Below are 21,883 nucleotides of genomic sequence, written 5' to 3' on the forward strand. Positions count from 1 at the left end.
CTATAATTTGATTCTATGGCTCTACCCCCAAAAGACAAGCCGCCCTTAAATGGGCGCTTCAACCGACAGCCTGATAGACGCCCTGGTCAGCCAAGAGCGGAGGGTTTCTCGAAGAGAAAATCTGGAAGTAATCCCCTGATTAAGGCCTTACTAATTATCACTATGCTCTTTGCGGTAGTGGTCACACTGCTACTGGGATACGCCTTCTTAATTGCGAAGCCGAATTTGCCGAAAATTTCTGCTTTAGTCGACTACAACCCTAAAACACCATTACGTATCTATACAGCTGACAAGGTCTTAATAGGTGAGTTTGGAGAGGAGCGCCGAAAGGTAATTCCTTTGGGCGAAATACCAATGACCATGCGTAATGCAGTCTTGGCTATTGAGGATGATCGCTTCTACTCTCATGGTGGCGTGGATTACGTGGGCATCTTAAGGGCTGCGCTCACTAATTTGCGCGGCAATCTTTCTCAGGGTGCATCAACCATCACGATGCAGGTTGCCCGGAATTTTTTTCTGAGTAACGAAAAAACCTTTAGTCGCAAGATTTATGAAGTTCTCCTCTCTTGGGAAATTGAGTCTCAATTAAGCAAAGATAAGATTCTTGAGATTTATATGAATCAGATTTTTTTGGGGCAAAGGGCGTATGGATTTTCTAGCGCAGCCCAGATTTATTTTGGGAAAGAATTAAGGGACATCACGATTGCAGAATCTGCGATGTTGGCAGGTTTGCCAAAAGCACCATCGGCATACAACCCAGTAAGCAATTTCCGTCGCGCAAAAATTCGCCAAGAATATATTTTGCAGCGTATGCGGGATTTGTCGTATATCACTCCCGAGCAATATCAAATTGCCATGGCCGAAGAGTTGCATATTCGGGGCCTGGGAAATGAGTTTAGTACCCGTGCTGATTTTGCTTCAGAGATGGTACGTCAATTATTGTTTACACAATACGGCGAGGCAATTTATTCCCAGGGAATAGATGTATACACCACGCTCTTGAAGGCGGATCAAGATGCCGCGTACAGAGCGGTACGGCGTGGAATTTTTGAATATGATTTACGCCATGCTTATCGTGGTCCGGAAGGTTTTATTGATTTACCAGAAGATGCGGTAAGACGTCAGCGAGCAATTGATGAGGCTTTGTTGGCATATCCCCAGTTAGATGATCTGCAGTCTGGTGTAGTGCTGGACGTCAAGCCAAAAGAAATGCAGGTCATGATTGCCACTGGGGATGTGATCACCTTAAAAGGTGAGGGTATGAAGCTGGCTACCGCTTCGCTCACTGATAGCACTCAACCAAAAAAACGTTTACGTCCCGGTGCCATTATTAGGTTGCTATCTGATGGCGGTATTTGGAAGTTGGCGCAACTACCCCAAGTTGAGGCCGCCTTTATTTCTATGAATGCTGATACGGGCGCAATCCTCTCATTAGTGGGAGGGTTTGACTTCCGTCGTAATCAATTTAATCACGTGACTCAGGCCCAACGCCAGCCAGGCTCATCATTTAAGCCATTTATTTATGCTGCCGCAATCGAAAAAGGTTTTTCTCCAAGCACCATGGTGAACGATGCGCCCTTATCTATTGGTAGCATGGAAACAGGTAGCCAAGCCTGGGAGCCAAAAAACTATGACGGTAAGTATGAGGGCATGATGCGCTTGCGCACTGCTTTAGCTAAATCAAAAAACTTGGTTTCTGTGCGCTTAATTCGTGCCATCGGCCCCTCTTATGCTCAAGAATATATTCAGCGCTTTGGGTTTGAGGCAGAGAAGCATCCGCCCTACTTAACAATGGCTTTAGGCGCAGGCTCCGTGGCACCTTTGCAAATGGCATCTGCTTATAGTGTGTTTGCTAATGGCGGCTATCGCGTAGATCCATATTTAATTAATAAGATGACGGATTCAAAGGGCACAGTTTTGTTTGAAGCTACACCTACTCATGCACACGAGAATGCCACTCGTGTACTGGATGCTCGCACAGCCTTTGTGATGGATAGCATGTTGCAAGAAGTCACGAAGACTGGAACAGCTGCAAGTGCAAGAGCAAAATTAGGTCGTAATGATATTGCTGGCAAAACAGGTACGACTAATGAGTCCCATGATGCTTGGTTTGCGGGATACAACCCAAAGGTAGTTGCAATTGCTTGGATTGGTTTTGATAAGCCAGCAAGCTTGGGTGATCGAGAGACTGGTGGCGGTCTTGCTCTGCCTATGTGGATCTCTTATATGAGTACCGCCCTAAAGGATCAGCCGCAACAAGGGCGCGAAGTGCCGGCAGGTGTGACTCAAGTTGATGGTGATTGGTTTATTCCCGAGTTCTCCAATAATGGTGGTGTGCGCGAACTGCAGTAGTTCGTTTTAGTAATGGCAAGGCAAGCGCGCACCATTATTCCTGGCCAAGCAATGCATGTCATGGTTCGTGGGAATAATCGGGAAACACTTTTCTTTAATGACGCGGATCGCCGTATCTATTTAGATTGGTTGCGAGAGGCAGCAAAGCAATTTGGTAGTGCAGTGCATGCATTCGCTTTGATGCCAAATCATGTGCATCTCTTAATGACTCCTCAAAATGAAGATTCGCTTGCAAAGACGATGCAGTCTCTAGGTAGGCGTTATGCCCAGTATTTCAATCAACAGCACCACCGTTCTGGAACAATTTGGGAGGGGCGCTATCGTTCTTCGCTAATAGACCCTGATTATTTTCTGCGCTGCCAACGTTACATTGAGCTCAATCCTGTGAGGGCTGGTTTTGAATCGAACCCTCAAGATTCAACTTGGACTAGTTTTGCCTCCCACATTGGAGGTAATGCTGAGCCTTGGTTGGTTGATCACCAGCACTTTTGGAAGCTGGGTAATACCCCGTTTGAGCGACAAATGACTTGGGCAGGGTTTGTAAAGGAAGGCGCGCCTCACTGGGAAGATCGCGAAATTACTGAGGCATTAGTGAGGTCCAAGCCTTGGGTCAGCGATACCTATGCAAAGAGCGTATTCAAAGATAATCCCGATCAAGTACTAATCCGACATCGTGGACGTCCCAAAAAATTAATACCAATAAATTCAATGACTTAAGTAATACTTAAGGTCTTTAGTATTTTACTGCTTGGCCATAAAGTTCTGACTCTGTCCCCTTTATATAAATGAATTTTACTTATTGCCTAATTTAAATGGGACAGACTCATTTTATTTCTATTGCATCAGCATGGGTATTCCCCTATATTTGATTCTCCAAAAGTAATCAGGCCCCCAGGGCAAACGGAAATACCATGACTACACAAATGAACACAGACCTTCGTCCAATCGCGCAGGGTCTTTACGATCCACAAAATGAGCATGATGCTTGCGGCGTAGGATTCGTTGCCCATATCAAAGGCAAGAAGTCACATGAGATCGTTACTCAGGGATTGAAAATTCTTGAGAACTTGGATCACCGGGGAGCCGTAGGTGCTGACCCTTTAATGGGTGATGGCGCAGGAATATTGATTCAGGTTCCCGATACTTTGTATCGCGAAGAAATGGCAAAGCAAGGTGTCGAGTTGCCGCCGTTCGGTGAGTACGGTGTTGGTATGATTTTCTTGCCTAAGGAACACGCCTCTCGTTTAGCTTGTGAGCAAGAATTAGAGCGCACTGTACGTTTAGAAGGTCAAGTCGTATTGGGTTGGAGAGATGTACCCATCGATGTGAAATTGCCGATGTCTCCAACCGTTCAAATGACAGAGCCATTTATCCGTCAAATTTTTATTGGGCGCGGACGTGACATCATGACAACGGATGCCCTGGAGCGTAAGTTGTATGTCATCCGCAAAACTGCGAGCCATGCTATTCAAGATTTACATTTAAAGCATGGCAAAGAATATTTTGTTGCATCGATGTCTGCTCGCACCATTGTTTATAAGGGTTTGTTGTTAGCAAACCAAGTGGGTGCGTACTATAAAGACTTACAAGATCCACGTACCGTATCTGCATTAGCTTTAGTGCATCAGCGCTTCTCAACCAATACTTTCCCAGCTTGGGAATTGGCTCACCCATACCGTATGATTGCGCACAACGGCGAGATTAATACTGTTAAAGGTAACGTCAACTGGGTGAACGCGCGAGAAGGTGCGATCAGCTCCCCAGTGTTGGGTGATGACCTCAAAAAATTATGGCCACTCATTTATCCAGGCCAATCTGACACAGCGTGTTTTGATAACTGCTTAGAGTTATTAGTGATGTCCGGTTATCCATTAGCACAAGCCATGATGATGATGATTCCCGAGGCATGGGAACAACATTCATTGATGGATGAAAACCGCCGTGCCTTCTATGAATATCATGCAGCAATGATGGAGCCATGGGATGGTCCAGCCGCTATGGCATTTACAGATGGCCGTCAGATTGGTGCGACCTTAGATCGCAATGGTTTGCGTCCAGCGCGTTATTACGTTACAGATGATGATTTAGTCATCATGGGTTCTGAGGCTGGCGTATTGCCAATTCCAGAGAGCAAGATTGTTCAAAAATGGCGCTTGCAACCAGGCAAGATGTTCATGATTGATATGGAGCAGGGCCGCATTATTGACGACGTTGAATTGAAAGATGCCGTCTCTAAAGCCAAGCCGTATAAGAGTTGGATTGACGCGGTGCGCGTGAAGCTAGATGAAGTTGATGCAAGCAAGGCTGACTTGGTGGATGAAAAGACCACTATTCGCCCAGCTGCAAAATTATTGGATCGTCAGCAAGCTTTTGGTTACACACAAGAAGATATCAAGTACCTCATGGCGCCTATGGCCATGAATGGTGAAGAGGCAATTGGGTCGATGGGTAACGATAGCCCGTTAGCTGTGCTATCGAACAAGAACAAACCACTCTATAACTACTTCAAGCAATTGTTTGCACAGGTGACCAATCCTCCGATTGACTCCATTCGTGAAAACATGGTGATGTCTTTGGTTTCATTCATTGGACCCAAGCCGAATTTGTTGGATACCAACAATATCAACCCACCAATGCGCTTGGAAGTGAGTCAGCCAATTTTAGATTTTGATGATATGACCAAGATTCGTCATATCGGTCATTACACCAACGGTAAGTTCCGCTCATATGAGCTAGATATTTGCTACCCAGCGTCTTGGGGTAAAGCAGGCATTGAGGCTCGCTTGGCATCTCTATGTGCTGAAGCTGCTGATGCCGTTCGTTCTGGTTACAACATCTTGATCGTGAGTGATCGTCAGGTTGATGAGCAGCATGTGGCCATTCCAGCATTGTTAGCAACTTCTGCAATTCATCAGCATCTAGTAGAAAAAGGTTTGCGTACTAGCGTTGGCCTCGTAGTGGAAACGGGTAGCGCGAGAGAAACGCATCACTTTGCTCTCCTAGCTGGTTATGGGGCTGAAGCAGTTCACCCTTACTTAGCGATGGAAACTTTGGCTGAAATGGCTAAAGGTTTATCTGGCGATTTGTCAGCTGAAAAAGCGGTAAAGAATTTTGTGAAAGCGGTTGGTAAGGGCTTGCAAAAAGTGATGTCCAAAATGGGTATCTCTACTTACATGTCTTATACCGGCTCACAGATTTTTGAAGCCATCGGTCTTAACAAGGAAGTGATTGACCATTACTTCAAAGGTACCCCATCTAACGTAGGTGGTATTGGCGTATTTGAAGTAGCTGAAGAAGCTTTGCGTATGCACCAGTCCGCATTTGGCAATGATCCAGTTTTAACTAATATGCTGGATGCTGGTGGCGAGTATGCATTCCGTATTCGTGGTGAGAACCATATGTGGACACCAGATACGATTGCCAAGTTACAGCACTCCACTCGTATTGGTATCGACAAGGGTTATCAAACTTATAAAGAGTATGCCAACATCATCAATGACCAAACCAAGCGTCAGATGACATTGCGTGGTTTGTTTGAGTTCAAGATTGATCCAGCCAAAGCAATTCCATTGGATGAAGTTGAGTCTGCAAAAGAAATCGTCAAGCGTTTTGCAACGGGCGCGATGTCCTTAGGTTCTATTTCTACTGAAGCGCATGCTACTTTGGCAATTGCTATGAATCGTATTGGTGGTAAGTCCAATACTGGTGAGGGTGGTGAAGATCCAAATCGTTATGTCAATGAGCTTAAAGGCATTCCTATTAAGAAGGGTGAAACCTTAGCCAGCATTTTGGGCGATGATGTGGTTGAAGCAAATATTCCTTTGCTCGATGGCGATTCGTTGCGCTCCAGAATCAAGCAGGTTGCCTCAGGCCGTTTCGGTGTTACTACTGAATATTTGCGTTCTGCTGATCAGATTCAGATTAAGATGGCCCAAGGTGCCAAGCCTGGAGAAGGTGGTCAATTGCCGGGCGGTAAAGTTTCTGATTACATCGGAAAATTGCGTTTCTCTGTGCCAGGGGTTGGTTTAATTTCTCCCCCTCCACACCACGATATTTACTCGATTGAAGATATTGCGCAGTTGATTCACGATCTGAAGAACGTGAACCCAGCAGCTGACGTATCTGTGAAGTTGGTTTCTGAGGTGGGTGTTGGTACGATTGCTGCCGGTGTTGCTAAAGCGAAAGCAGATCACGTCGTGATCGCTGGACATGACGGCGGTACAGGCGCATCCCCACTGTCTTCTATTAAGCATGCTGGTTCCCCATGGGAGTTGGGCTTGGCTGAAACCCAGCAAACATTAGTACTCAATGGTTTGCGTAGCCGTATTCGCGTGCAAGCTGACGGTCAAATGAAAACAGGTCGTGACGTTGTGATCGGCGCTTTATTGGGTGCTGATGAATTTGGTTTTGCGACAGCCCCATTGGTGGTTGAGGGTTGCATCATGATGCGTAAGTGTCATTTGAATACCTGCCCAGTGGGTGTTGCAACACAAGACCCTGAGTTGCGTAAGAAGTTCTCTGGTAAGCCAGAGCACGTTGTGAATTTCTTCTTCTTTATAGCAGAGGAAGTGCGCGAGATCATGGCGCAACTCGGTATTCGTAAGTTTGATGATTTGATTGGTCGCGTTGATTTCTTGGATACGCGCAAAGGTATTGAAAACTGGAAAGTACATGGGTTGGATTTCAGCAAGATTTTTGCTGAGCCTAATGTTGCTAAAGATTCTCCTCGTTATCAAATCTTGACTCAGGATCATGGTTTAGACAGCGCCTTAGATAACGTGCTTATCGAGAAGAGTGAGCCAGCTCTGCAACGTGGTGAAAAAGTTTCCTTCATTGTTCCAGTGAAGAACGTGAACCGTACTGTCGGCGCAATGCTCTCCGGAGAAATCGCTCAGCGTTATGGCCATGCTGGTTTGCCAGATGACACGATTCATATTCAATTGAATGGCACTGCTGGTCAAAGTTTCGCTGCCTTCTTGGCGCGCGGAATCACCTTGGACTTGGTTGGTGATGGTAATGACTACGTTGGTAAGGGCTTGTCTGGTGGACGTGTGATTGTGCGTGCCCCACATGAGTTCCGTGGCGATACAGCAAAAAATATCATTGTTGGAAATACTGTTCTCTACGGTGCCATTAGCGGTGAAGCATTCTTCAATGGTGTGGCTGGTGAGCGTTTTGCAGTTCGTAACTCTGGTGCCACAACGGTAGTTGAAGGAACCGGCGACCACGGTTGCGAATACATGACTGGCGGTACTGTTGTGGTCTTGGGTGCAACTGGTCGTAACTTTGCAGCAGGTATGAGCGGCGGTATTGCTTATGTTTATGACGAAGATGGCCTCTTTGACAAGCGTTGCAATACCAGCATGGCGACTTTGGAAAAAGTACTGCCGTCAGCCGAGCAGATTGCCAAGATGCCTCAATCAGAGTGGCATGCCCCTGTTGATGTGAAAGATGGTGGCGAGCGTATGACTGATGAGCAAATTCTGAAGGGCTTGATCGAGCGTCACTTCCGCCACACCGGTTCAGAGCGTGCAAAAGCACTATTAGCTGATTGGGAAAATGCTCGCGGTCGTTTTGTGAAAGTGCTGCCTACTGAGTACAAGCGTGCTTTAGGTGAGTTGTGGGAAAAAGCGCAAAACAAAACTGTTGCAGCTTAATCAATATAGATATTAAGAAAAGATACTAAGGATTCGATATGGGTAAGGTCACTGGATTTATGGAGTTTGAGCGCGTAGAGGAAACCTACGAAGCTCCCGTTAAACGCCTCCATCACTACAAAGAGTTCGTTGCCGCATTAACGGATGATGAGGCTAAAGTACAAGGCGCACGCTGTATGGATTGCGGCATTCCGTTTTGCAATAACGGATGCCCAGTAAACAACATCATCCCTGACTTCAATGATTTGGTATTTCATGATGACTGGAAGAATGCATTAGATGTATTGCAATCCACTAATAACTTCCCCGAGTTCACTGGTCGTATTTGCCCAGCACCTTGCGAAGCTGCATGCACCTTAGGTATTAATAGTGATGCGGTTGGTATTAAGTCTATTGAGCATGCCATTATTGATAAGGGCTGGGAAAATGGTTGGGTTAAGCCACAACCATCCAAAACCAAAACAGGTAAGAAGGTAGCCGTTGTTGGTGGTGGTCCTGCTGGCATGGCAACTGCACAACAATTGGCACGCGTGGGCCACGACGTTACTGTATTTGAAAAGAATGATCGTGTTGGCGGATTGTTGCGCTACGGTATTCCAGATTTCAAAATGGAAAAGTGGTTGATCGATCGTCGCGTTGAGCAAATGCAAGCTGAGGGTGTGAAGTTTGAGACAGGCGTATTTGTTGGCAAAGAGGCGATTGGTGCCGAAGTTAAAAATTACTCAACTAAAACCGTTTCACCCGATCAGCTGATGAAAGATTTTGACGCTGTTGTGATTAGCGGTGGATCTGAGCAGCCACGCGACCTGCCAGTTCCTGGTCGTGAGTTAAAGGGTGTTCATTACGCTTTGGAATTCTTGATTCCACAGAATAAAGAAAATGCAGGTGATTTCAAAAACGAGATTTCTGCAGCTGACAAGCATGTAGTAGTAATTGGTGGTGGTGATACCGGGTCTGATTGTGTTGGAACCTCTAATCGCCATGGCGCCGCCAAGATTACTCAGTTTGAATTGTTGCCACAGCCACCCGAAACTGAAAACAAACCCTTGGTATGGCCTTACTGGCCAACCAAGTTGCGCACCTCTTCATCACATGAAGAAGGCTGTGAGCGCGATTGGTCTGTTGCCACTAAGCGTTTTGAAGGCAAAGACGGCAAATTAGAGAAGCTAATCTGTGTGCGTTTGGAGTGGAAAGATGGAAAGATGGCAGAAATGCCAAACTCTGAATTTGAGATTAAGGCAGATTTAGTATTTTTAGCAATGGGCTTTGTATCACCTGCAGCCCAGGTTCTCAATGCATTTGGTGTCGAAAAAGATGCCCGCGGCAATGCAAAAGCCACAGTTGATGGTCAAAATGCTTATCAAACCAATGTTCCAAAGGTCTTTGCTGCTGGCGATATGCGTCGCGGACAATCCTTGGTGGTTTGGGCGATCCGTGAAGGTCGCCAAGCTGCTCAAGCAGTAGACGAGTATTTAATGGGGTCTTCTGTTCTGCCACGATAATATCGGGGATATGAACAGTAGCCACTCCAATTCGGTGGAAGTGAAGCAAAAAACCTCTAGCGGTGGCCAAGGCGAAGTTGTAGTTCAAATTAAGAACGTCAACTTTTCCTACGCCCCTGGTGAGCGGCAAATTTTATCTGGGCTTAATATGGAGTTCCGCCGTGGCCAAGTTGTTGCGGTGATGGGGGGCTCTGGTTGTGGCAAGACTACTATTCTGAGACTGATTGGCGGTCAATTTACAGCGCAGTCTGGTCAAGTCCTTTTTGAAGGCCATGACATTGGAAAAATGAACGGCACCGAGTTAATGGCTGCCCGTCGTCGCATGGGAATGCTCTTTCAGTTTGGCGCACTTTTTACCGATCTGAGTGTTTTTGAAAACGTCGCCTTTCCTTTGCGTGAACATACCGACTTAAGCGAAGAGTTATTGCGATCACTAGTACTCATGAAACTCAATGCGGTTGGCTTGCGTGGCGCACGCGATTTGATGCCTTCACAGATTTCTGGTGGCATGGCACGCCGCGTTGCTCTAGCAAGAGCGATTGCGCTTGATCCACCGTTGATCATGTACGACGAGCCTTTTGCAGGCTTGGATCCGATTTCCTTGGGTATTACTGCACGCTTGATTCGAGATTTGAATCAAGCGCTGGGCGCGACCAGCCTCTTGGTGACGCATGATGTTGAAGAAACATTTGAAATTGCCGATTACGTGTATTTCATTGCCAATGGTCGTATTGGTGCAGAAGGTACACCAGAAGAATTGAGTCGTTCAAACGATCCGTTTGTACGTCAATTTCTAGATGCTTCACCGGATGGTCCTGTGCCATTTCATTACCCAGGCCAAAGCCTTGCAGAAGATTTTGGAGTGAGTCTGAAATGAGCATCCTTCATAAGCCCTTAGATATTTTCGGTGACCTCGGTTTTTTTGTTCGTCGTAACTTAACGAGTCTTGGCCTTGCTGCTCGCATGTTTGCTGCAGTAATTTGGCGTTCCGGATTTTTATTAAAAAGACCTCGCTTAGTTTCCGATCAAATTCTGTTTGTGGGTAATCACTCATTTGTGATCATTGCGGTATCTGGTTTATTCGTTGGCTTCGTCTTAGGACTGCAGGGTTATTACACTCTTAATCGATATGGCTCAGAGCAGGCTTTGGGTTTATTGGTCGCACTGTCACTTACCCGTGAATTAGGCCCAGTGATTACGGCTCTTCTATTTGCTGGTCGTGCTGGCACATCTCTCACTGCAGAGATTGGCTTGATGAAAGCCGGCGAACAGCTCAGTGCAATGGAAATGATGGCAGTTGATCCATTGAGTCGTGTGATTGCTCCGCGTTTATGGGCTGGCATTATTGCGATGCCGATTTTGGCAACGATCTTTACGGCTGTTGGTGTGATGGGCGGCTACTTTGTTGGGGTGCCATTGATTGGCGTGGACTCTGGTGCCTTCTGGTCTCAGATGCAGGGCGGAGTAGATCTCTTCTCTGATATTGGTAATGGCCTGATTAAGAGTCTGGTGTTTGGTGTAGCAGTGACTTTTATTGCTCTGTATCAGGGTTACGAGGCAAAACCAACGCCTGAGGGCGTATCGCAAGCTACCACTAGAACGGTGGTGATTTCTTCTTTATCGGTTTTAGCGTTGGACTTCTTGCTAACTGCAATGATGTTCTCGAATTAGAAAGAATAAACTGGGACTCTTATGAGAAAAAGTGCAATTGATATTTGGGTTGGAATCTTTGTAGCCATTGGTTTGTTGGCTGCTTTGTTTCTTGCATTAAAGGTCGGCAATATGAACGCCGTCACTTTTGCGCCTACCTATAAAATCTCTGCTCGATTTGACAATATTGGCGGACTCAAACCACGTGCTCCCGTGAAAAGTGCTGGGGTAGTTGTTGGTCGTATTGCCAACATCTCCTTTGATGACAAGACCTATCAAGCAACCGTCACCATGACGATTGAAGATACTTATAAGTTCCCTAAAGACTCTTCTGCAAAGATTTTGACATCCGGTTTATTGGGTGAACAATACATTGGTCTTGAGGCTGGCGGCTCCGATGATATGTTGGCTGCAGGGGATAAGATCACTCAGACACAGTCTGCTGTAGTGCTAGAAAATCTGATTAGCCAGTTCTTGTACAACAAGGCAGCTGATAGTGGGCAAGATAAAGGTGCAGCAAAATAATGGCGCTGGCAAAGTTTAAACGTGTTGTGCTACTTGGTATAGCGACTGCTATGGTTGGTTGTGCATCTTTACCTGCAGGTGTTCAGCCATCTCCACAGGACCCTTGGGAGCCATTTAATCGCTCAGTATTTGAATTCAATGAAGGCTTAGATGCTTATGTTCTTAAGCCAGTGGTTGCCGGATATCGTTTTGTTTTGCCGGAGTTTGTGCGTGACGGTATTTACAACTTCTTTAGTAACTACAGCGATATCTATACAGCCCTCCAAAACCTATTGCAGGGCAAGCCAGACTATGCATTTAACGATCTTATGCGGGTAGTAGTCAATACCACTATGGGCCTGGGTGGTTTAATTGATTTGGCAACCCCAGGTGGCCTTGAAAAACATAAAGAAGACTGGGGTCAAACTTTTGGGGTGTGGGGCGTACCATCGGGACCATATGTTGTTTTGCCATTTTTTGGCCCAAGCAATGTGCGTGACACCTTTGGTACCGCAGCGGATTTAGAGTCAGATTACTTATTTAGATTATTGCCAGATGTTGCTCTAAGAAATAGCTTGACTGGTCTTAGGGTGGTCAATTCTCGAAATACGTATTACGAAGCTGGTGATTTATTGGATGGAGCAGCTATTGATAAGTACAGCTTTATGCGTGATGCGTACATCCAAAGACGTCAATATCAGATTAATGAGGGTCGGAATGATGAAGAGCCATTAATGCCCCCATATCAAAATCCTTATGAGTAATATTGGCTGATTACATCAGATTGATGAAAAGGCTAAAATGGCCCTCAACCATCAGCCTAGAGCGAGGAAATATGAAAAGCCAAAAACCCATTCAAAAATACTTTAGAGCCTTGCTCACAGGCTTGTTTTTGTTTGCCGGTAGCGTTTCTGCGCAAGTAGTTGACCAGTCAACGCCAGATGGTTTGATCAAGACGGTAGTTTCAGACGTAATGGCTTCTGTAAAGTCTGATCCAGAAATTCAAAAAGGCAATATCCCGCGCATCGTAGATTTGGTGGATAAGAAAATTGTTCCCTATACCGATATGCGCCGCACTACTGAAATGGCAATGGGCCCCAATTGGAAAAAAGCCACCCCAGAGCAGCAGGCTCAATTAATTTCTGAGTTTAAGAATTTACTGATTCGCACTTACTCTGGCGCTCTAAGCCAGCTACGCGATCAAACGATTCAATTTAAGCCTTTGCGTGCAGCTCCTGACGATAAAGAGGTTATTGTGAAGACTGTAGTGATTGGTCGTGGTGACCCCATACCACTCGACTATCGTCTAGAAAAAACAGCCAATGGATGGAAGGTCTATGACATGAATATCATGGGTGTTTGGCTAGTTGAGGCCTATCGCAACCAGTTTGCAAATCAAATTAGTCAAAATGGTGTGGAAGGTTTGGTGAAGTTCTTGCAGGACCGCAATAAGCAGCTTGCTGCTGCAAAGCCAGCAAACTAAAAAGCTTACAAGATCAATCAAAGATAAATATCAAATGCCATTTTTATTGCCCACCTCAGTGACGCAGAATAATGTTTTGCAGTTAGAAAAGGATGGCCTGTTAAATCTTGCGACATTAAGAAATATAGATTGCATCAATCTCAAGGATTTTGACTCTACTGTGCTAACAGTGTTGTTGGCGTGGCAGAAACAATTGCAAGCCGGTGGTCAGCAGATTTCTATACAAAATGCACCGAAAAAGTTAACCGTATTGGCTGGCGTATATGGCGTTGCTGAGTTGCTAGGTTTGTCATAGCATGCATGCAGCAATATCGATAAAGAACGTATCAAAAAATTATGGCGCCCTACAAGCGCTCGATGATGTTTCCTTATCAATAGATCAAGGTGAGTTCTTTGGCTTGCTTGGTCCCAATGGTGCTGGTAAGACAACGCTCATTTCCATTCTCGCTGGGTTGGTCACTGCTGATCGTGGTCATGCTGAAATCATGGGTGCGGATGTTCAGAGTCAGTTTCGTGATGCTCGCCGGATGCTAGGGGTTGTACCGCAAGAGTTAGTATTCGACCCCTTCTTTACTGTTAGAGAGACGCTGCAATTTCAGTCAGGTTATTTTGGGATTCGTCATAACGATGCCTGGATTGACGAGATCATGGCGAACTTGGATCTCACCAATAAGGCTGACAGCAATATGCGTTCTCTATCTGGTGGTATGAAGCGCCGAGTATTGGTTGCGCAGGCTTTGGTACACCGGCCGCCTGTGATTATTTTGGATGAACCAACAGCTGGTGTTGACGTAGAGCTACGCCAATCTCTCTGGCAATTTATTAGTCGCTTAAATCATGATGGCCACACGATTGTCTTAACAACCCATTACCTTGAAGAGGCTGAGGCACTTTGCCAGCGCATTGCTATGCTCAAGCAAGGAAAGATTGTTGCTTTGGACACCACTGCAAATTTATTGAGTCAGTATGGCTCTGTGAAGAAAGATGGCGAGGGTAAGACGGATCTTGAAGATGTGTTTGTCAACATCATGTCGGGAGGCGCTCGATGAAATCTATTGTAAATAAGCTGCCAATCTCCTATGGCAGTGGTTTCCCAACGCTCTTACGAAAAGAAATTAAGCGTTTTTATAAAGTAGCGTTTCAGACGGTTGCGGCACCAGTGCTTACCGCTGTTCTGTATTTGATGATTTTCGGACATGTGCTGGAAGGCAAAGAGGTTTATGGTCGCTTGAACTACACCGCCTTTTTAATCCCGGGCTTAGTCATGATGAGCGTGTTGCAGAATGCATTTGCGAATACTTCTTCATCGCTCATTCAATCAAAAGTGACTGGCAATCTAGTTTTTGTATTGCTAGCCCCATTTAGCCACTTAGAGTTTTATGCCGCTTATGTCTTGGCTGCGGTATTTCGCGGAATTGTTGTTGGCTCAGGCGTACTGATAATTACGGCATGGTTTGCAATACCATCCTTTGAATACCCGCTATGGATCCTGGCATTTGCTCTGTTAGGCGCTGCAATTTTGGGAAGCATGGGATTAATTGCCGGTATCTGGGCTGATAAATACGATCAATTGGCTGCTTTCCAGAATTTCATCATCATGCCGGCAACCATGTTGTCAGGTGTGTTTTATTCCATTCATTCTTTGCCGGCAGCATGGCAAGTGGTATCGCACTTCAATCCATTCTTCTACATGATTGATGGTTTCCGTTATGGCTTCTTTGGAGTGTCAGATATATCCCCTTGGAATAGTTTAGCGATTGTTGCTTGTTTCTTTGTCGCAGTGTCAGCGATTGCTTTGCGTTTACTGCAAAAAGGCTACAAGCTCAGGAACTAATTGTTACCCCCTTAAATTCGAATTAAAAAATTATTCAGAAATTAGAAATTAGGAGATTGTGATGTTGCCGACCCCAGAACAAATTGAAGGCTATATTCAGCAGGGCCTCGCATGTACTCATGTGAAAGTTGAGGGTGATGGACAGCATTTTTTTGCGACGATTGTGAGTCCAGAGTTTGAAGGCAAGCGTCTAATTCAGCGCCATCAGTTGGTATATGGCGCTATGGGTGACCGTATGAAAGCTGAAGTTCACGCTTTATCAATCAAAGCATTTACTCCTCAAGAATTCGCACAAAACACTCCAACTTAAAATACGACATTAGCCTTTTACTGGAATAGATTCATGGATAAATTACGAATGGTTGGAGGCACACCCCTAAAGGGTGAGGTGGTGATTGCGGGCGCCAAGAACGCAGCACTGCCCATTTTGTGTGCTTGTTTGCTGACTGATCAGCCCATTACTTTGCGTAATGTTCCTGATTTGCAAGATGTGCGTACTATGCTCAAGCTTCTCCAAGAGATTGGAGTAGTTGTTAGTTTTCCAGATGCAAATGACCGCAACCATGTAGTGCTCAACGCAGCAACCATCAAGAGTTCTGAAGCAACCTACGAGATGGTGAAAACCATGCGTGCCTCGATTTTGGTTCTGGGCCCATTGCTTGCCAGAATGCATAGCGCTAAGGTTTCGTTACCAGGTGGATGCGCCATTGGTGCACGTCCAGTGGATCAGCACATCAAAGGCTTAAAAGCCATGGGTGCCACCATCAAGATTAAGAGTGGTTACATTCAGGCGGAAACCAAATCTGCCACGGGGCGCTTGCAAGGCGCCTCGATTTTGACGGACATGATCACCGTAACTGGTACAGAGAATTTATTGATGGCTGCTACTTTGGCGTCAGGCACAACTATTTTGGAGAATGCTGCACGCGAACCTGAAGTAGGGGACTTGGCAGAGTTGCTCGTCAAAATGGGTGCGAAGATTACCGGTATTGGTACAGATCGCCTAGTCATTGAGGGTGTTGAGAAGCTCCATAGCGCAGAACATGCTGTGATTGCTGACCGGATTGAGGCTGGCACATTCTTGTGCGCAGTTGCTGCTGCTGGTGGTGAGGTGTTGGTAAAGCACTGTCGTCCGGATACATTGGATGCGGTGATTGTGAAACTCAAAGAGGCTGGCTTAGAAATGGAAGTGGGCCCTGATTGGATCAAAGCCTCCATGAAAAGTCGCCCCAAGGCTGTTAGCTTCCGCACTTCTGAGTACCCAGCTTTCCCGACAGATATGCAGGCTCAACTCATGGCGGTCAATGCGATTGCTGAGGGCAACGCCACCATTACTGAAACCATATTTGAAAACCGCTTTATGCACGTTCAAGAGATGAATCGTCTCGGTGCCGATATCGCCATTGAGGGTAATACCGCTATTGCACAGGGTGTTGAGAAGTTATCTGGCGCTATCGTGATGGCTACGGATTTACGTGCTTCAGCCAGTTTGGTAATCGCCGGTTTGGCTGCCCAAGGCGAAACACAGGTAGATCGGATTTATCACTTGGACCGTGGATATGACCGTATGGAGCAAAAGTTGACCCTCTTAGGTGCCAACATTCAGCGAATCAAGTAAGCCTGATGGATAATTAGTCCATGAAGTTAACATTAGCCCTCTCGAAGGGGCGCATCTTCGAAGAAACCGCTGAGATCTTATCTAAGATCGGCATTCGCCCGCTTGAGGATCCGGAAAAGTCACGCAAACTCATTATTGAGACCTCTAATCCTGACGTGCGCCTGATTATTGTGCGCGCATCGGATGTGCCTACTTACGTTCAGTTTGGTGGAGCTGATTTTGGAGTTGCCGGCCTGGATGTTTTAATGGAAAACGGCACCGATGGTTTGTATGTTCCTTTTGATTTGAATATCGCTAAATGCCGTATGTCCGTTGCCGTTAAAGAAGGCTTTGATTATGCGGCTGCGGTAAAGCAAGGATCTCGTTTAAAAGTTGCCACCAAGTATGTCAATTGTGCACGTGAACACTTTGCTAATAAAGGCGTGCACATTGATACGATTCATTTATACGGCTCGATGGAGCTGGCCCCATTGGTTGGCTTAGCGGATGCGATTGTGGATTTGGTGTCCACTGGCAATACCTTGCGCGCCAATGGTTTGGTTGAGGTTGAACCAATCGCCGATATCAGCGCACGCTTAGTAGTTAATCAAGCTTCGTATAAGCGCAAGCGTACACAGTTGCAGCCATTCTTTGAATTGTTGAAGTAAGTAAATATTCAAATGTCAGCGCAAGTTAAAGTCAAACGCCTTAATAGCAAAGATGCTGGGTTCAAAGAAACCCTGCTTTCAAGTCTATCTTTGCCGATGGCAGATGATGAGGCGATTGATGCTGCAGTAGTTAAAATTTTGGCGCAAGTAAAAGTCAGTGGCGATGCGGCGGTGCTTGATTTCACAAAGCAGTTTGATCGTTTAAATGTGGCTAGCGTTACTGGGTTAGAGATTTCTCAAGAAGAATTAAAAACAGCTTACGAAGGTTTATCGGCTGAACAAAAAAATGCTTTGGATATTGCTGCGCAAAGAGTGCGCGCGTATCACGAGAAACAAAAGATTGAAGCAGGTTGCCACTCTTGGGAGTATGAAGAGGTTGATGGCACACGCTTGGGTCAGAAAGTCACGGCCTTAGATCGTGTAGGTATTTATGTTCCTGGTGGTAAGGCGGCCTATCCCTCTTCAGTATTAATGAATGCTATTCCTGCCAAGGTTGCTGGTGTAAAAGAAGTCATCATGGTGGTGCCCACTCCTGATGGCGCTCGCAATCCTTTAGTCTTGGCTGCCGCCTACTTATCTGGGGTTGATCGTGTCTTTACGATTGGGGGAGCGCAAGCCATTGGCGCTTTAGCTTATGGCACACAGACTATCCCGTCGGTAGACAAAATTGTTGGCCCTGGCAATGCTTATGTAGCAGCTGCTAAGCGCAGAGTGTTTGGTACTGTTGGTATCGACATGATCGCCGGCCCTTCAGAAATTTTGGTTCTCTGTGATGGTTCTAGTAATCCCGATTGGATCGCGATGGATTTGTTTTCTCAAGCTGAGCATGATGAGTTAGCCCAATCTATTTTGCTTTGCCCGGATGAGAAATTTATTGAGCAAGTGCAAATAAGTATTAATGAGTTATTGCCCGAGATGCCGAGAAAGAAAGTGATTGAAGCATCGCTTACTAATCGCGCTTTATTGATCCAGGTAAGCGATATGGGCGAGGCTTGTGAGATCGCCAATGCGATCGCTGCTGAGCATTTAGAAATTTGTGCAACTGAGCCGCGTAAGTGGGCTGAGTTAATCCGTCATGCTGGCGCCATCTTTATGGGTAACTACACTAGCGAATCTCTAGGGGATTACTGTGCAGGCCCGAATCATGTTTTACCAACAGCACGCACTGCACGCTTCTCTTCGCCATTGGGTGTGTATGACTTTATCAAACGCTCCAGCATGATCGAAGTGAGTGAGGCAGGAGCTCAAACATTAGGCGCTGTTGCTAGTACGCTAGCGCATGGTGAGGGCTTAACAGCCCACGCGCGTGCTGCTGAGATGCGACTGAAAAAATAAACTTAAGCGCTAGCCAAAATTTCCTTCAGAGCAGTAATCAATTCATTTGTTTGATCATCAGTACCGATGGTGATGCGTAAAAACTCTTCAATACGTGGTGATTTAAAGTGACGCACAATAATTCCACGATCTCGTAAGGCTTGATATAACTTTGCCCCAGCATGCTTAGGATGCCGAGTAAAAATAAAGTTGGCTGCTGATGGCAATGTATCAAAACCTAGTGAGACTAGTTCACCCACTAAGCGCTCACGAGTGAGGATTACTTTTTTGCTAGTTAATTCCAAATGAGCTTGGTCCCGTATTGCAGCAATTGCTCCTGCTTGAGCCAAGCGACCAAGTGGATAGGAGTTAAAACTATTCTTCACTCGCTCTAAACCTTCAATGAGGTCTGGATGCCCCACCGCAAATCCAACGCGAAGCCCTGCTAGGGCTCGTGACTTGGAAAGGGTATGAACGACTAAGAGATTTTGAGGGCAGCTGTTTCCACGAAGCAGGGGAATGCAAGACTCGGTTCCGTAATCCACATAGGCTTCATCGATCACCACTACGGAATCGGTATTTCTGCTCAGCAGAGCTTCGATATCTGATCGCGGAATGGCTCGACCAGTTGGAGCATTGGGATTCGGGAAAATGATTCCACCATTGGGAGTTTTAAAGTCCCCCGTCTGAATCTCAAAATCAGGGCCTAGGGGGACTGCTTGATACTCAATCCCAAACAGCTTGCAATAAACCGGGTAGAAGCTATAGGTAATATCTGGAAACTGAACCGGTTTAGCTTGTTTGAGAAGACCTAAAAACACGTGCGCCAGGACTTCATCAGAGCCATTGCCTAAAAACACCTGTTTTGGGTCCAAGCCGTGTAAATCAGCAATGGCGCTCTTAAGAGCCGCACCTTCAGGGTCTGGATAGAGCCTTAAATCATCTGTGTTTTGTTGATTTATGGCGGCCAGGGCCTTGGGCGATGGGCCATAAGGACTCTCATTGGTGTTGAGCTTTACCAGTCGCTGCATTTGCGGCTGCTCCCCAGGGACATAAGGGGTGAGGGTCTGAACAACGGGGCTCCAAAAGCGGCTCATGAGGGACTCTAGTCAAAAATCAGCAAAAATGAATAAACGCCAGCAAATAAAATCGGCATTTATATCTGTATTAGGAATGATATTATGAGGCTTCAATCAACACTTCGCCTCGCGGCGCACTGAAGCATGCGGCAAGCCGACGTTACCCGAAACACTTCGGAAACCAAAATTCAAATTGCTATCAATTTAGATGGCACAGGTAAGGCTGAGCTGGCCTCTGGCGTACCTTTCCTAGACCACATGTTGGATCAAATTGCCCGTCACGGCATGATCGACCTCAAAGTGGTTGCTAAAGGAGATACCCATATTGATGATCACCATACCGTTGAGGATGTGGGCATCACCCTAGGTCAAGCATTTGCCAAGGCAGTTGGCGATAAAGCGGGCATTACTCGCTACGGCCATTCTTATGTGCCTTTGGATGAAACCCTTTCTCGCGTAGTGATCGATTTTTCTGGTCGCCCAGGTTTGGAGTTCAATGTCCCATTTACCCGCGCTCGTGTTGGCGACTTTGATGTTGATCTTAGTATTGAGTTCTTCCGTGGCTTTGTAAACCATGCTGGAGTAACTTTGCACATCGATAACTTGCGTGGCATTAACGCTCACCACCAGATTGAAACAGTGTTCAAGGCCTTTGGTCGTGCGTTGCGCATGGCTTTAGAGTTGGATCCACGCGCATCCGGTGTTGTGCCTTCTACTAAGGGCAGTCTCTAATCTAGAAAATTTCTAGCGTTGAGTAGAAGACTGTCAAAAAACTACAGAACATAGGCTAACAATTGGCGCAAACTATTGCGATCGTTGACTACGGAATGGGTAATCTTCGTTCCGTCTATCAGGCCTTTCATCATGTAGCCCCAGATGCGAATGTCCTGATTGCACACACCCCAGAAGAAATCCTCTCTGCAGAGCGAGTTGTGCTACCAGGCCAGGGCGCTATGCCCGATTGCATGAAACATCTCCAAGAGTCTGGTTTATTGGAGGCGCTATTAGACGCCGCTAAAAATAAACCCTTATTAGGTGTTTGTGTGGGCGAGCAAATGCTCTTTAACCAAAGTGCTGAAGTGCGCGCAAATTCCAATACAGCCTGGACGCCGTGCTTAGGATTGATCCCAGGTGAAGTACGACGTTTTGAATTGGCTGGCAAATTGCAGCCAGATGGATCTGCTTATAAGGTCCCCCATATGGGTTGGAATCAAGTACGCCAAGATCGCAAGCACCCACTTTGGGATGGCATACCTGACTTGACCAGCTTTTATTTTGTGCACAGTTACTATGTTGTGCCGCAACGCAAAGAAGATATTGCGGGCTCAACTGAATATGGCGATTGGTTTACTTCTGCCGTTGCAAGGGATAATATTTTTGCAACACAATTTCATCCGGAAAAAAGTGCAGAATACGGATTAAAGCTCTACAAAAATTTTGTTTCTTGGCAACCTTAATACTTCTCTAAGCTACCGCTATGCTGCTGATTCCCGCGATTGACCTAAAAGATGGCCACTGTGTTCGACTCGAACAAGGTGACATGGATAAAGCCACTGTGTTTTCTGAAGATCCAGGTGCGATGGCTGCGCATTGGATTAGTAAGGGAGCACGTCGTTTACATCTCGTGGATTTGAATGGCGCATTTGCTGGCAAGCTGAAGAATGAGTCTGCGATTAAATCCATTCTCAAAGCAGTAGGCGATGAGATACCAGTTCAGCTGGGTGGTGGTATTCGTGATCTCGAAACGATTGAACGATTATTGGATGACGGTATTAGTACAGTCATTATTGGTACTGCAGCAGTCAAGAGTCCTGGATTTGTACAAGATGCCTGCACTGCCTTTCCTGGCCACATCATGGTGGGACTGGATGCCCGTGATGGCAAAGTCGCAACAGATGGTTGGAGTAAGATCACCGGCCATGAAGTCATTGACCTTGCCAAAAAGTTTGAAGATTACGGTGTTGAAGCAATCATCTATACCGACATTGGCCGCGATGGCATGATGAAGGGCATCAATATGGATGCCACGATTAAATTAGCTCAAGCTATTCGGATCCCGGTGATTGCTAGTGGTGGTTTATCTAGCAATCAAGATATTGAAGCCTTGTGTGAAGCTGAAGCTGAAGGCGTCATGGGTGTCATTGCGGGTCGATCGATTTATGCTGGCGACTTAGATTTAACTGCGGCACAAAAATATGCTGATGAGTTAACTCTGAAGTTTGCCAAGAAAATTATTTAGATTG

General features: G+C 46.1%; 20 protein-coding genes. 19 read left to right on the top strand and 1 reads right to left on the bottom strand.

Annotated features, from left to right (window positions below; translation table 11 throughout):
• Positions 1 to 15: 15 nt before the first annotated feature.
• From GQ359_RS00500 to hisD, 16 genes are all read left to right on the top strand, one after another.
• Positions 16 to 2,352, top strand: coding sequence for a penicillin-binding protein 1A (locus GQ359_RS00500; protein WP_215387043.1), 2,337 nt, complete (start codon positions 16 to 18; stop codon positions 2,350 to 2,352).
• A gap of 12 nt (positions 2,353 to 2,364) precedes the next feature.
• A complete protein-coding gene (locus tag GQ359_RS00505) occupies positions 2,365 to 3,069 on the top strand; it encodes a transposase (protein ID WP_215387044.1) in 705 nt (234 codons plus the stop codon).
• A 194-nt stretch (positions 3,070 to 3,263) separates the two neighbouring features.
• Complete coding sequence (locus GQ359_RS00510; RefSeq protein WP_215387045.1) at positions 3,264 to 8,009, top strand: glutamate synthase-related protein; 4,746 nt, start codon at positions 3,264 to 3,266, stop codon at positions 8,007 to 8,009.
• A 38-nt stretch (positions 8,010 to 8,047) separates the two neighbouring features.
• The gene (locus GQ359_RS00515; protein ID WP_215387046.1) at positions 8,048 to 9,511 is read left to right on the top strand and encodes a glutamate synthase subunit beta; all 1,464 of its coding nucleotides are present in this window, start codon (positions 8,048 to 8,050) and stop codon (positions 9,509 to 9,511) included.
• A gap of 10 nt (positions 9,512 to 9,521) precedes the next feature.
• On the top strand, positions 9,522 to 10,388 hold the full coding sequence (locus GQ359_RS00520; protein ID WP_251367884.1) for an ABC transporter ATP-binding protein: 867 nt from the start codon (positions 9,522 to 9,524) through the stop codon (positions 10,386 to 10,388).
• Positions 10,385 to 11,182 (top strand): lipid asymmetry maintenance ABC transporter permease subunit MlaE, encoded by a 798-nt coding sequence (mlaE, locus tag GQ359_RS00525; protein WP_215387047.1) that lies wholly within the window; start codon positions 10,385 to 10,387, stop codon positions 11,180 to 11,182. The genes GQ359_RS00520 and mlaE overlap by 4 nt, the downstream gene beginning before the upstream one ends.
• Positions 11,183 to 11,203: 21 nt before the next feature.
• A complete protein-coding gene (gene mlaD / locus GQ359_RS00530; protein WP_215387048.1) occupies positions 11,204 to 11,686 on the top strand; it encodes an outer membrane lipid asymmetry maintenance protein MlaD in 483 nt (160 codons plus the stop codon).
• Positions 11,686 to 12,429: a VacJ family lipoprotein gene (locus GQ359_RS00535; protein WP_215387049.1), complete on the top strand. Its 744-nt coding sequence runs from the start codon at positions 11,686 to 11,688 to the stop codon at positions 12,427 to 12,429. Before mlaD ends, GQ359_RS00535 begins: the two co-directional genes overlap by 1 nt.
• Positions 12,430 to 12,500: 71 nt before the next feature.
• Entirely contained in the window at positions 12,501 to 13,148 is a 648-nt protein-coding gene (locus GQ359_RS00540; protein ID WP_215387050.1) for a phospholipid-binding protein MlaC, read from the top strand.
• A gap of 34 nt (positions 13,149 to 13,182) precedes the next feature.
• The gene (locus GQ359_RS00545; RefSeq protein WP_215387051.1) at positions 13,183 to 13,443 is read left to right on the top strand and encodes a lipid asymmetry maintenance protein MlaB; all 261 of its coding nucleotides are present in this window, start codon (positions 13,183 to 13,185) and stop codon (positions 13,441 to 13,443) included.
• A 1-nt stretch (position 13,444) separates the two neighbouring features.
• The gene (locus tag GQ359_RS00550) at positions 13,445 to 14,197 is read left to right on the top strand and encodes an ABC transporter ATP-binding protein (protein WP_215387052.1); all 753 of its coding nucleotides are present in this window, start codon (positions 13,445 to 13,447) and stop codon (positions 14,195 to 14,197) included.
• Positions 14,194 to 14,982, top strand: a complete 789-nt coding sequence (locus GQ359_RS00555) for an ABC transporter permease (protein ID WP_215387053.1) — start codon at positions 14,194 to 14,196, stop codon at positions 14,980 to 14,982. The genes GQ359_RS00550 and GQ359_RS00555 overlap by 4 nt, the downstream gene beginning before the upstream one ends.
• A 61-nt stretch (positions 14,983 to 15,043) precedes the next feature.
• A complete protein-coding gene (locus tag GQ359_RS00560) occupies positions 15,044 to 15,292 on the top strand; it encodes a BolA family protein (RefSeq protein WP_215302370.1) in 249 nt (82 codons plus the stop codon).
• Positions 15,293 to 15,325: 33 nt separating this feature from the next.
• The gene (gene murA / locus GQ359_RS00565) at positions 15,326 to 16,600 is read left to right on the top strand and encodes a UDP-N-acetylglucosamine 1-carboxyvinyltransferase (protein ID WP_215387054.1); all 1,275 of its coding nucleotides are present in this window, start codon (positions 15,326 to 15,328) and stop codon (positions 16,598 to 16,600) included.
• A 20-nt stretch (positions 16,601 to 16,620) separates the two neighbouring features.
• Positions 16,621 to 17,247: an ATP phosphoribosyltransferase gene (gene hisG, locus GQ359_RS00570; protein WP_088526716.1), complete on the top strand. Its 627-nt coding sequence runs from the start codon at positions 16,621 to 16,623 to the stop codon at positions 17,245 to 17,247.
• 12 nt (positions 17,248 to 17,259) lie between these two features.
• Entirely contained in the window at positions 17,260 to 18,582 is a 1,323-nt protein-coding gene (hisD, locus tag GQ359_RS00575) for a histidinol dehydrogenase (RefSeq protein ID WP_215387055.1), read from the top strand.
• Between the two features lie 2 nt (positions 18,583 to 18,584).
• On the opposite strand, the gene hisC is transcribed toward hisD, so the two are convergent.
• A complete protein-coding gene (gene hisC, locus GQ359_RS00580; protein ID WP_215387056.1) occupies positions 18,585 to 19,658 on the bottom strand; it encodes a histidinol-phosphate transaminase in 1,074 nt (357 codons plus the stop codon).
• Between the two features lie 126 nt (positions 19,659 to 19,784).
• Here hisC and hisB point away from each other — a divergent pair, with 126 nt between their 5' ends.
• From hisB to hisA, 3 genes are all read left to right on the top strand, one after another.
• On the top strand, positions 19,785 to 20,372 hold the full coding sequence (gene hisB / locus GQ359_RS00585) for an imidazoleglycerol-phosphate dehydratase HisB (protein WP_062307133.1): 588 nt from the start codon (positions 19,785 to 19,787) through the stop codon (positions 20,370 to 20,372).
• A 62-nt stretch (positions 20,373 to 20,434) separates the two neighbouring features.
• Positions 20,435 to 21,097 carry an imidazole glycerol phosphate synthase subunit HisH gene (gene hisH / locus GQ359_RS00590; RefSeq protein ID WP_215387057.1) on the top strand — a complete coding sequence of 221 codons (663 nt, stop codon included), beginning with the start codon at positions 20,435 to 20,437 and terminating at the stop codon, positions 21,095 to 21,097.
• Between the two features lie 20 nt (positions 21,098 to 21,117).
• The gene (gene hisA, locus GQ359_RS00595) at positions 21,118 to 21,879 is read left to right on the top strand and encodes a 1-(5-phosphoribosyl)-5-[(5-phosphoribosylamino)methylideneamino]imidazole-4-carboxamide isomerase (protein ID WP_215387058.1); all 762 of its coding nucleotides are present in this window, start codon (positions 21,118 to 21,120) and stop codon (positions 21,877 to 21,879) included.
• The last annotated feature ends 4 nt before the right edge of the window (positions 21,880 to 21,883 follow it).

It is taken from the genome of Polynucleobacter sp. AM-7D1, from assembly GCF_018688455.1.
Lineage (GTDB): Bacteria > Pseudomonadota > Gammaproteobacteria > Burkholderiales > Burkholderiaceae > Polynucleobacter.

What these genes read in the sequence shown, in the direction of transcription:
- GQ359_RS00505 (WP_215387044.1), top strand. Translation starts at nt 2,365, where the DNA reads ATGGCAAGGCAAGCGCGCACCATTATTCCTGGCCAAGCAATGCATGTC.
- mlaE (WP_215387047.1), top strand. Translation starts at nt 10,385, where the DNA reads ATGAGCATCCTTCATAAGCCCTTAGATATTTTCGGTGACCTCGGTTTT.
- mlaD (WP_215387048.1), top strand. Translation starts at nt 11,204, where the DNA reads ATGAGAAAAAGTGCAATTGATATTTGGGTTGGAATCTTTGTAGCCATT.
- murA (WP_215387054.1), top strand. Translation starts at nt 15,326, where the DNA reads ATGGATAAATTACGAATGGTTGGAGGCACACCCCTAAAGGGTGAGGTG.
- hisB (WP_062307133.1), top strand. Translation starts at nt 19,785, where the DNA reads ATGCGGCAAGCCGACGTTACCCGAAACACTTCGGAAACCAAAATTCAA.
- hisC (WP_215387056.1), bottom strand. Translation starts at nt 19,658, where the DNA reads ATGAGCCGCTTTTGGAGCCCCGTTGTTCAGACCCTCACCCCTTATGTC.
- GQ359_RS00555 (WP_215387053.1), top strand. Translation starts at nt 14,194, where the DNA reads ATGAAATCTATTGTAAATAAGCTGCCAATCTCCTATGGCAGTGGTTTC.
- GQ359_RS00535 (WP_215387049.1), top strand. Translation starts at nt 11,686, where the DNA reads ATGGCGCTGGCAAAGTTTAAACGTGTTGTGCTACTTGGTATAGCGACT.
- GQ359_RS00515 (WP_215387046.1), top strand. Translation starts at nt 8,048, where the DNA reads ATGGGTAAGGTCACTGGATTTATGGAGTTTGAGCGCGTAGAGGAAACC.
- GQ359_RS00560 (WP_215302370.1), top strand. Translation starts at nt 15,044, where the DNA reads ATGTTGCCGACCCCAGAACAAATTGAAGGCTATATTCAGCAGGGCCTC.
- GQ359_RS00545 (WP_215387051.1), top strand. Translation starts at nt 13,183, where the DNA reads ATGCCATTTTTATTGCCCACCTCAGTGACGCAGAATAATGTTTTGCAG.
- GQ359_RS00520 (WP_251367884.1), top strand. Translation starts at nt 9,522, where the DNA reads ATGAACAGTAGCCACTCCAATTCGGTGGAAGTGAAGCAAAAAACCTCT.
- hisG (WP_088526716.1), top strand. Translation starts at nt 16,621, where the DNA reads ATGAAGTTAACATTAGCCCTCTCGAAGGGGCGCATCTTCGAAGAAACC.
- GQ359_RS00500 (WP_215387043.1), top strand. Translation starts at nt 16, where the DNA reads ATGGCTCTACCCCCAAAAGACAAGCCGCCCTTAAATGGGCGCTTCAAC.
- GQ359_RS00540 (WP_215387050.1), top strand. Translation starts at nt 12,501, where the DNA reads ATGAAAAGCCAAAAACCCATTCAAAAATACTTTAGAGCCTTGCTCACA.
- hisA (WP_215387058.1), top strand. Translation starts at nt 21,118, where the DNA reads ATGCTGCTGATTCCCGCGATTGACCTAAAAGATGGCCACTGTGTTCGA.
- hisD (WP_215387055.1), top strand. Translation starts at nt 17,260, where the DNA reads ATGTCAGCGCAAGTTAAAGTCAAACGCCTTAATAGCAAAGATGCTGGG.
- GQ359_RS00510 (WP_215387045.1), top strand. Translation starts at nt 3,264, where the DNA reads ATGACTACACAAATGAACACAGACCTTCGTCCAATCGCGCAGGGTCTT.
- GQ359_RS00550 (WP_215387052.1), top strand. Translation starts at nt 13,445, where the DNA reads ATGCATGCAGCAATATCGATAAAGAACGTATCAAAAAATTATGGCGCC.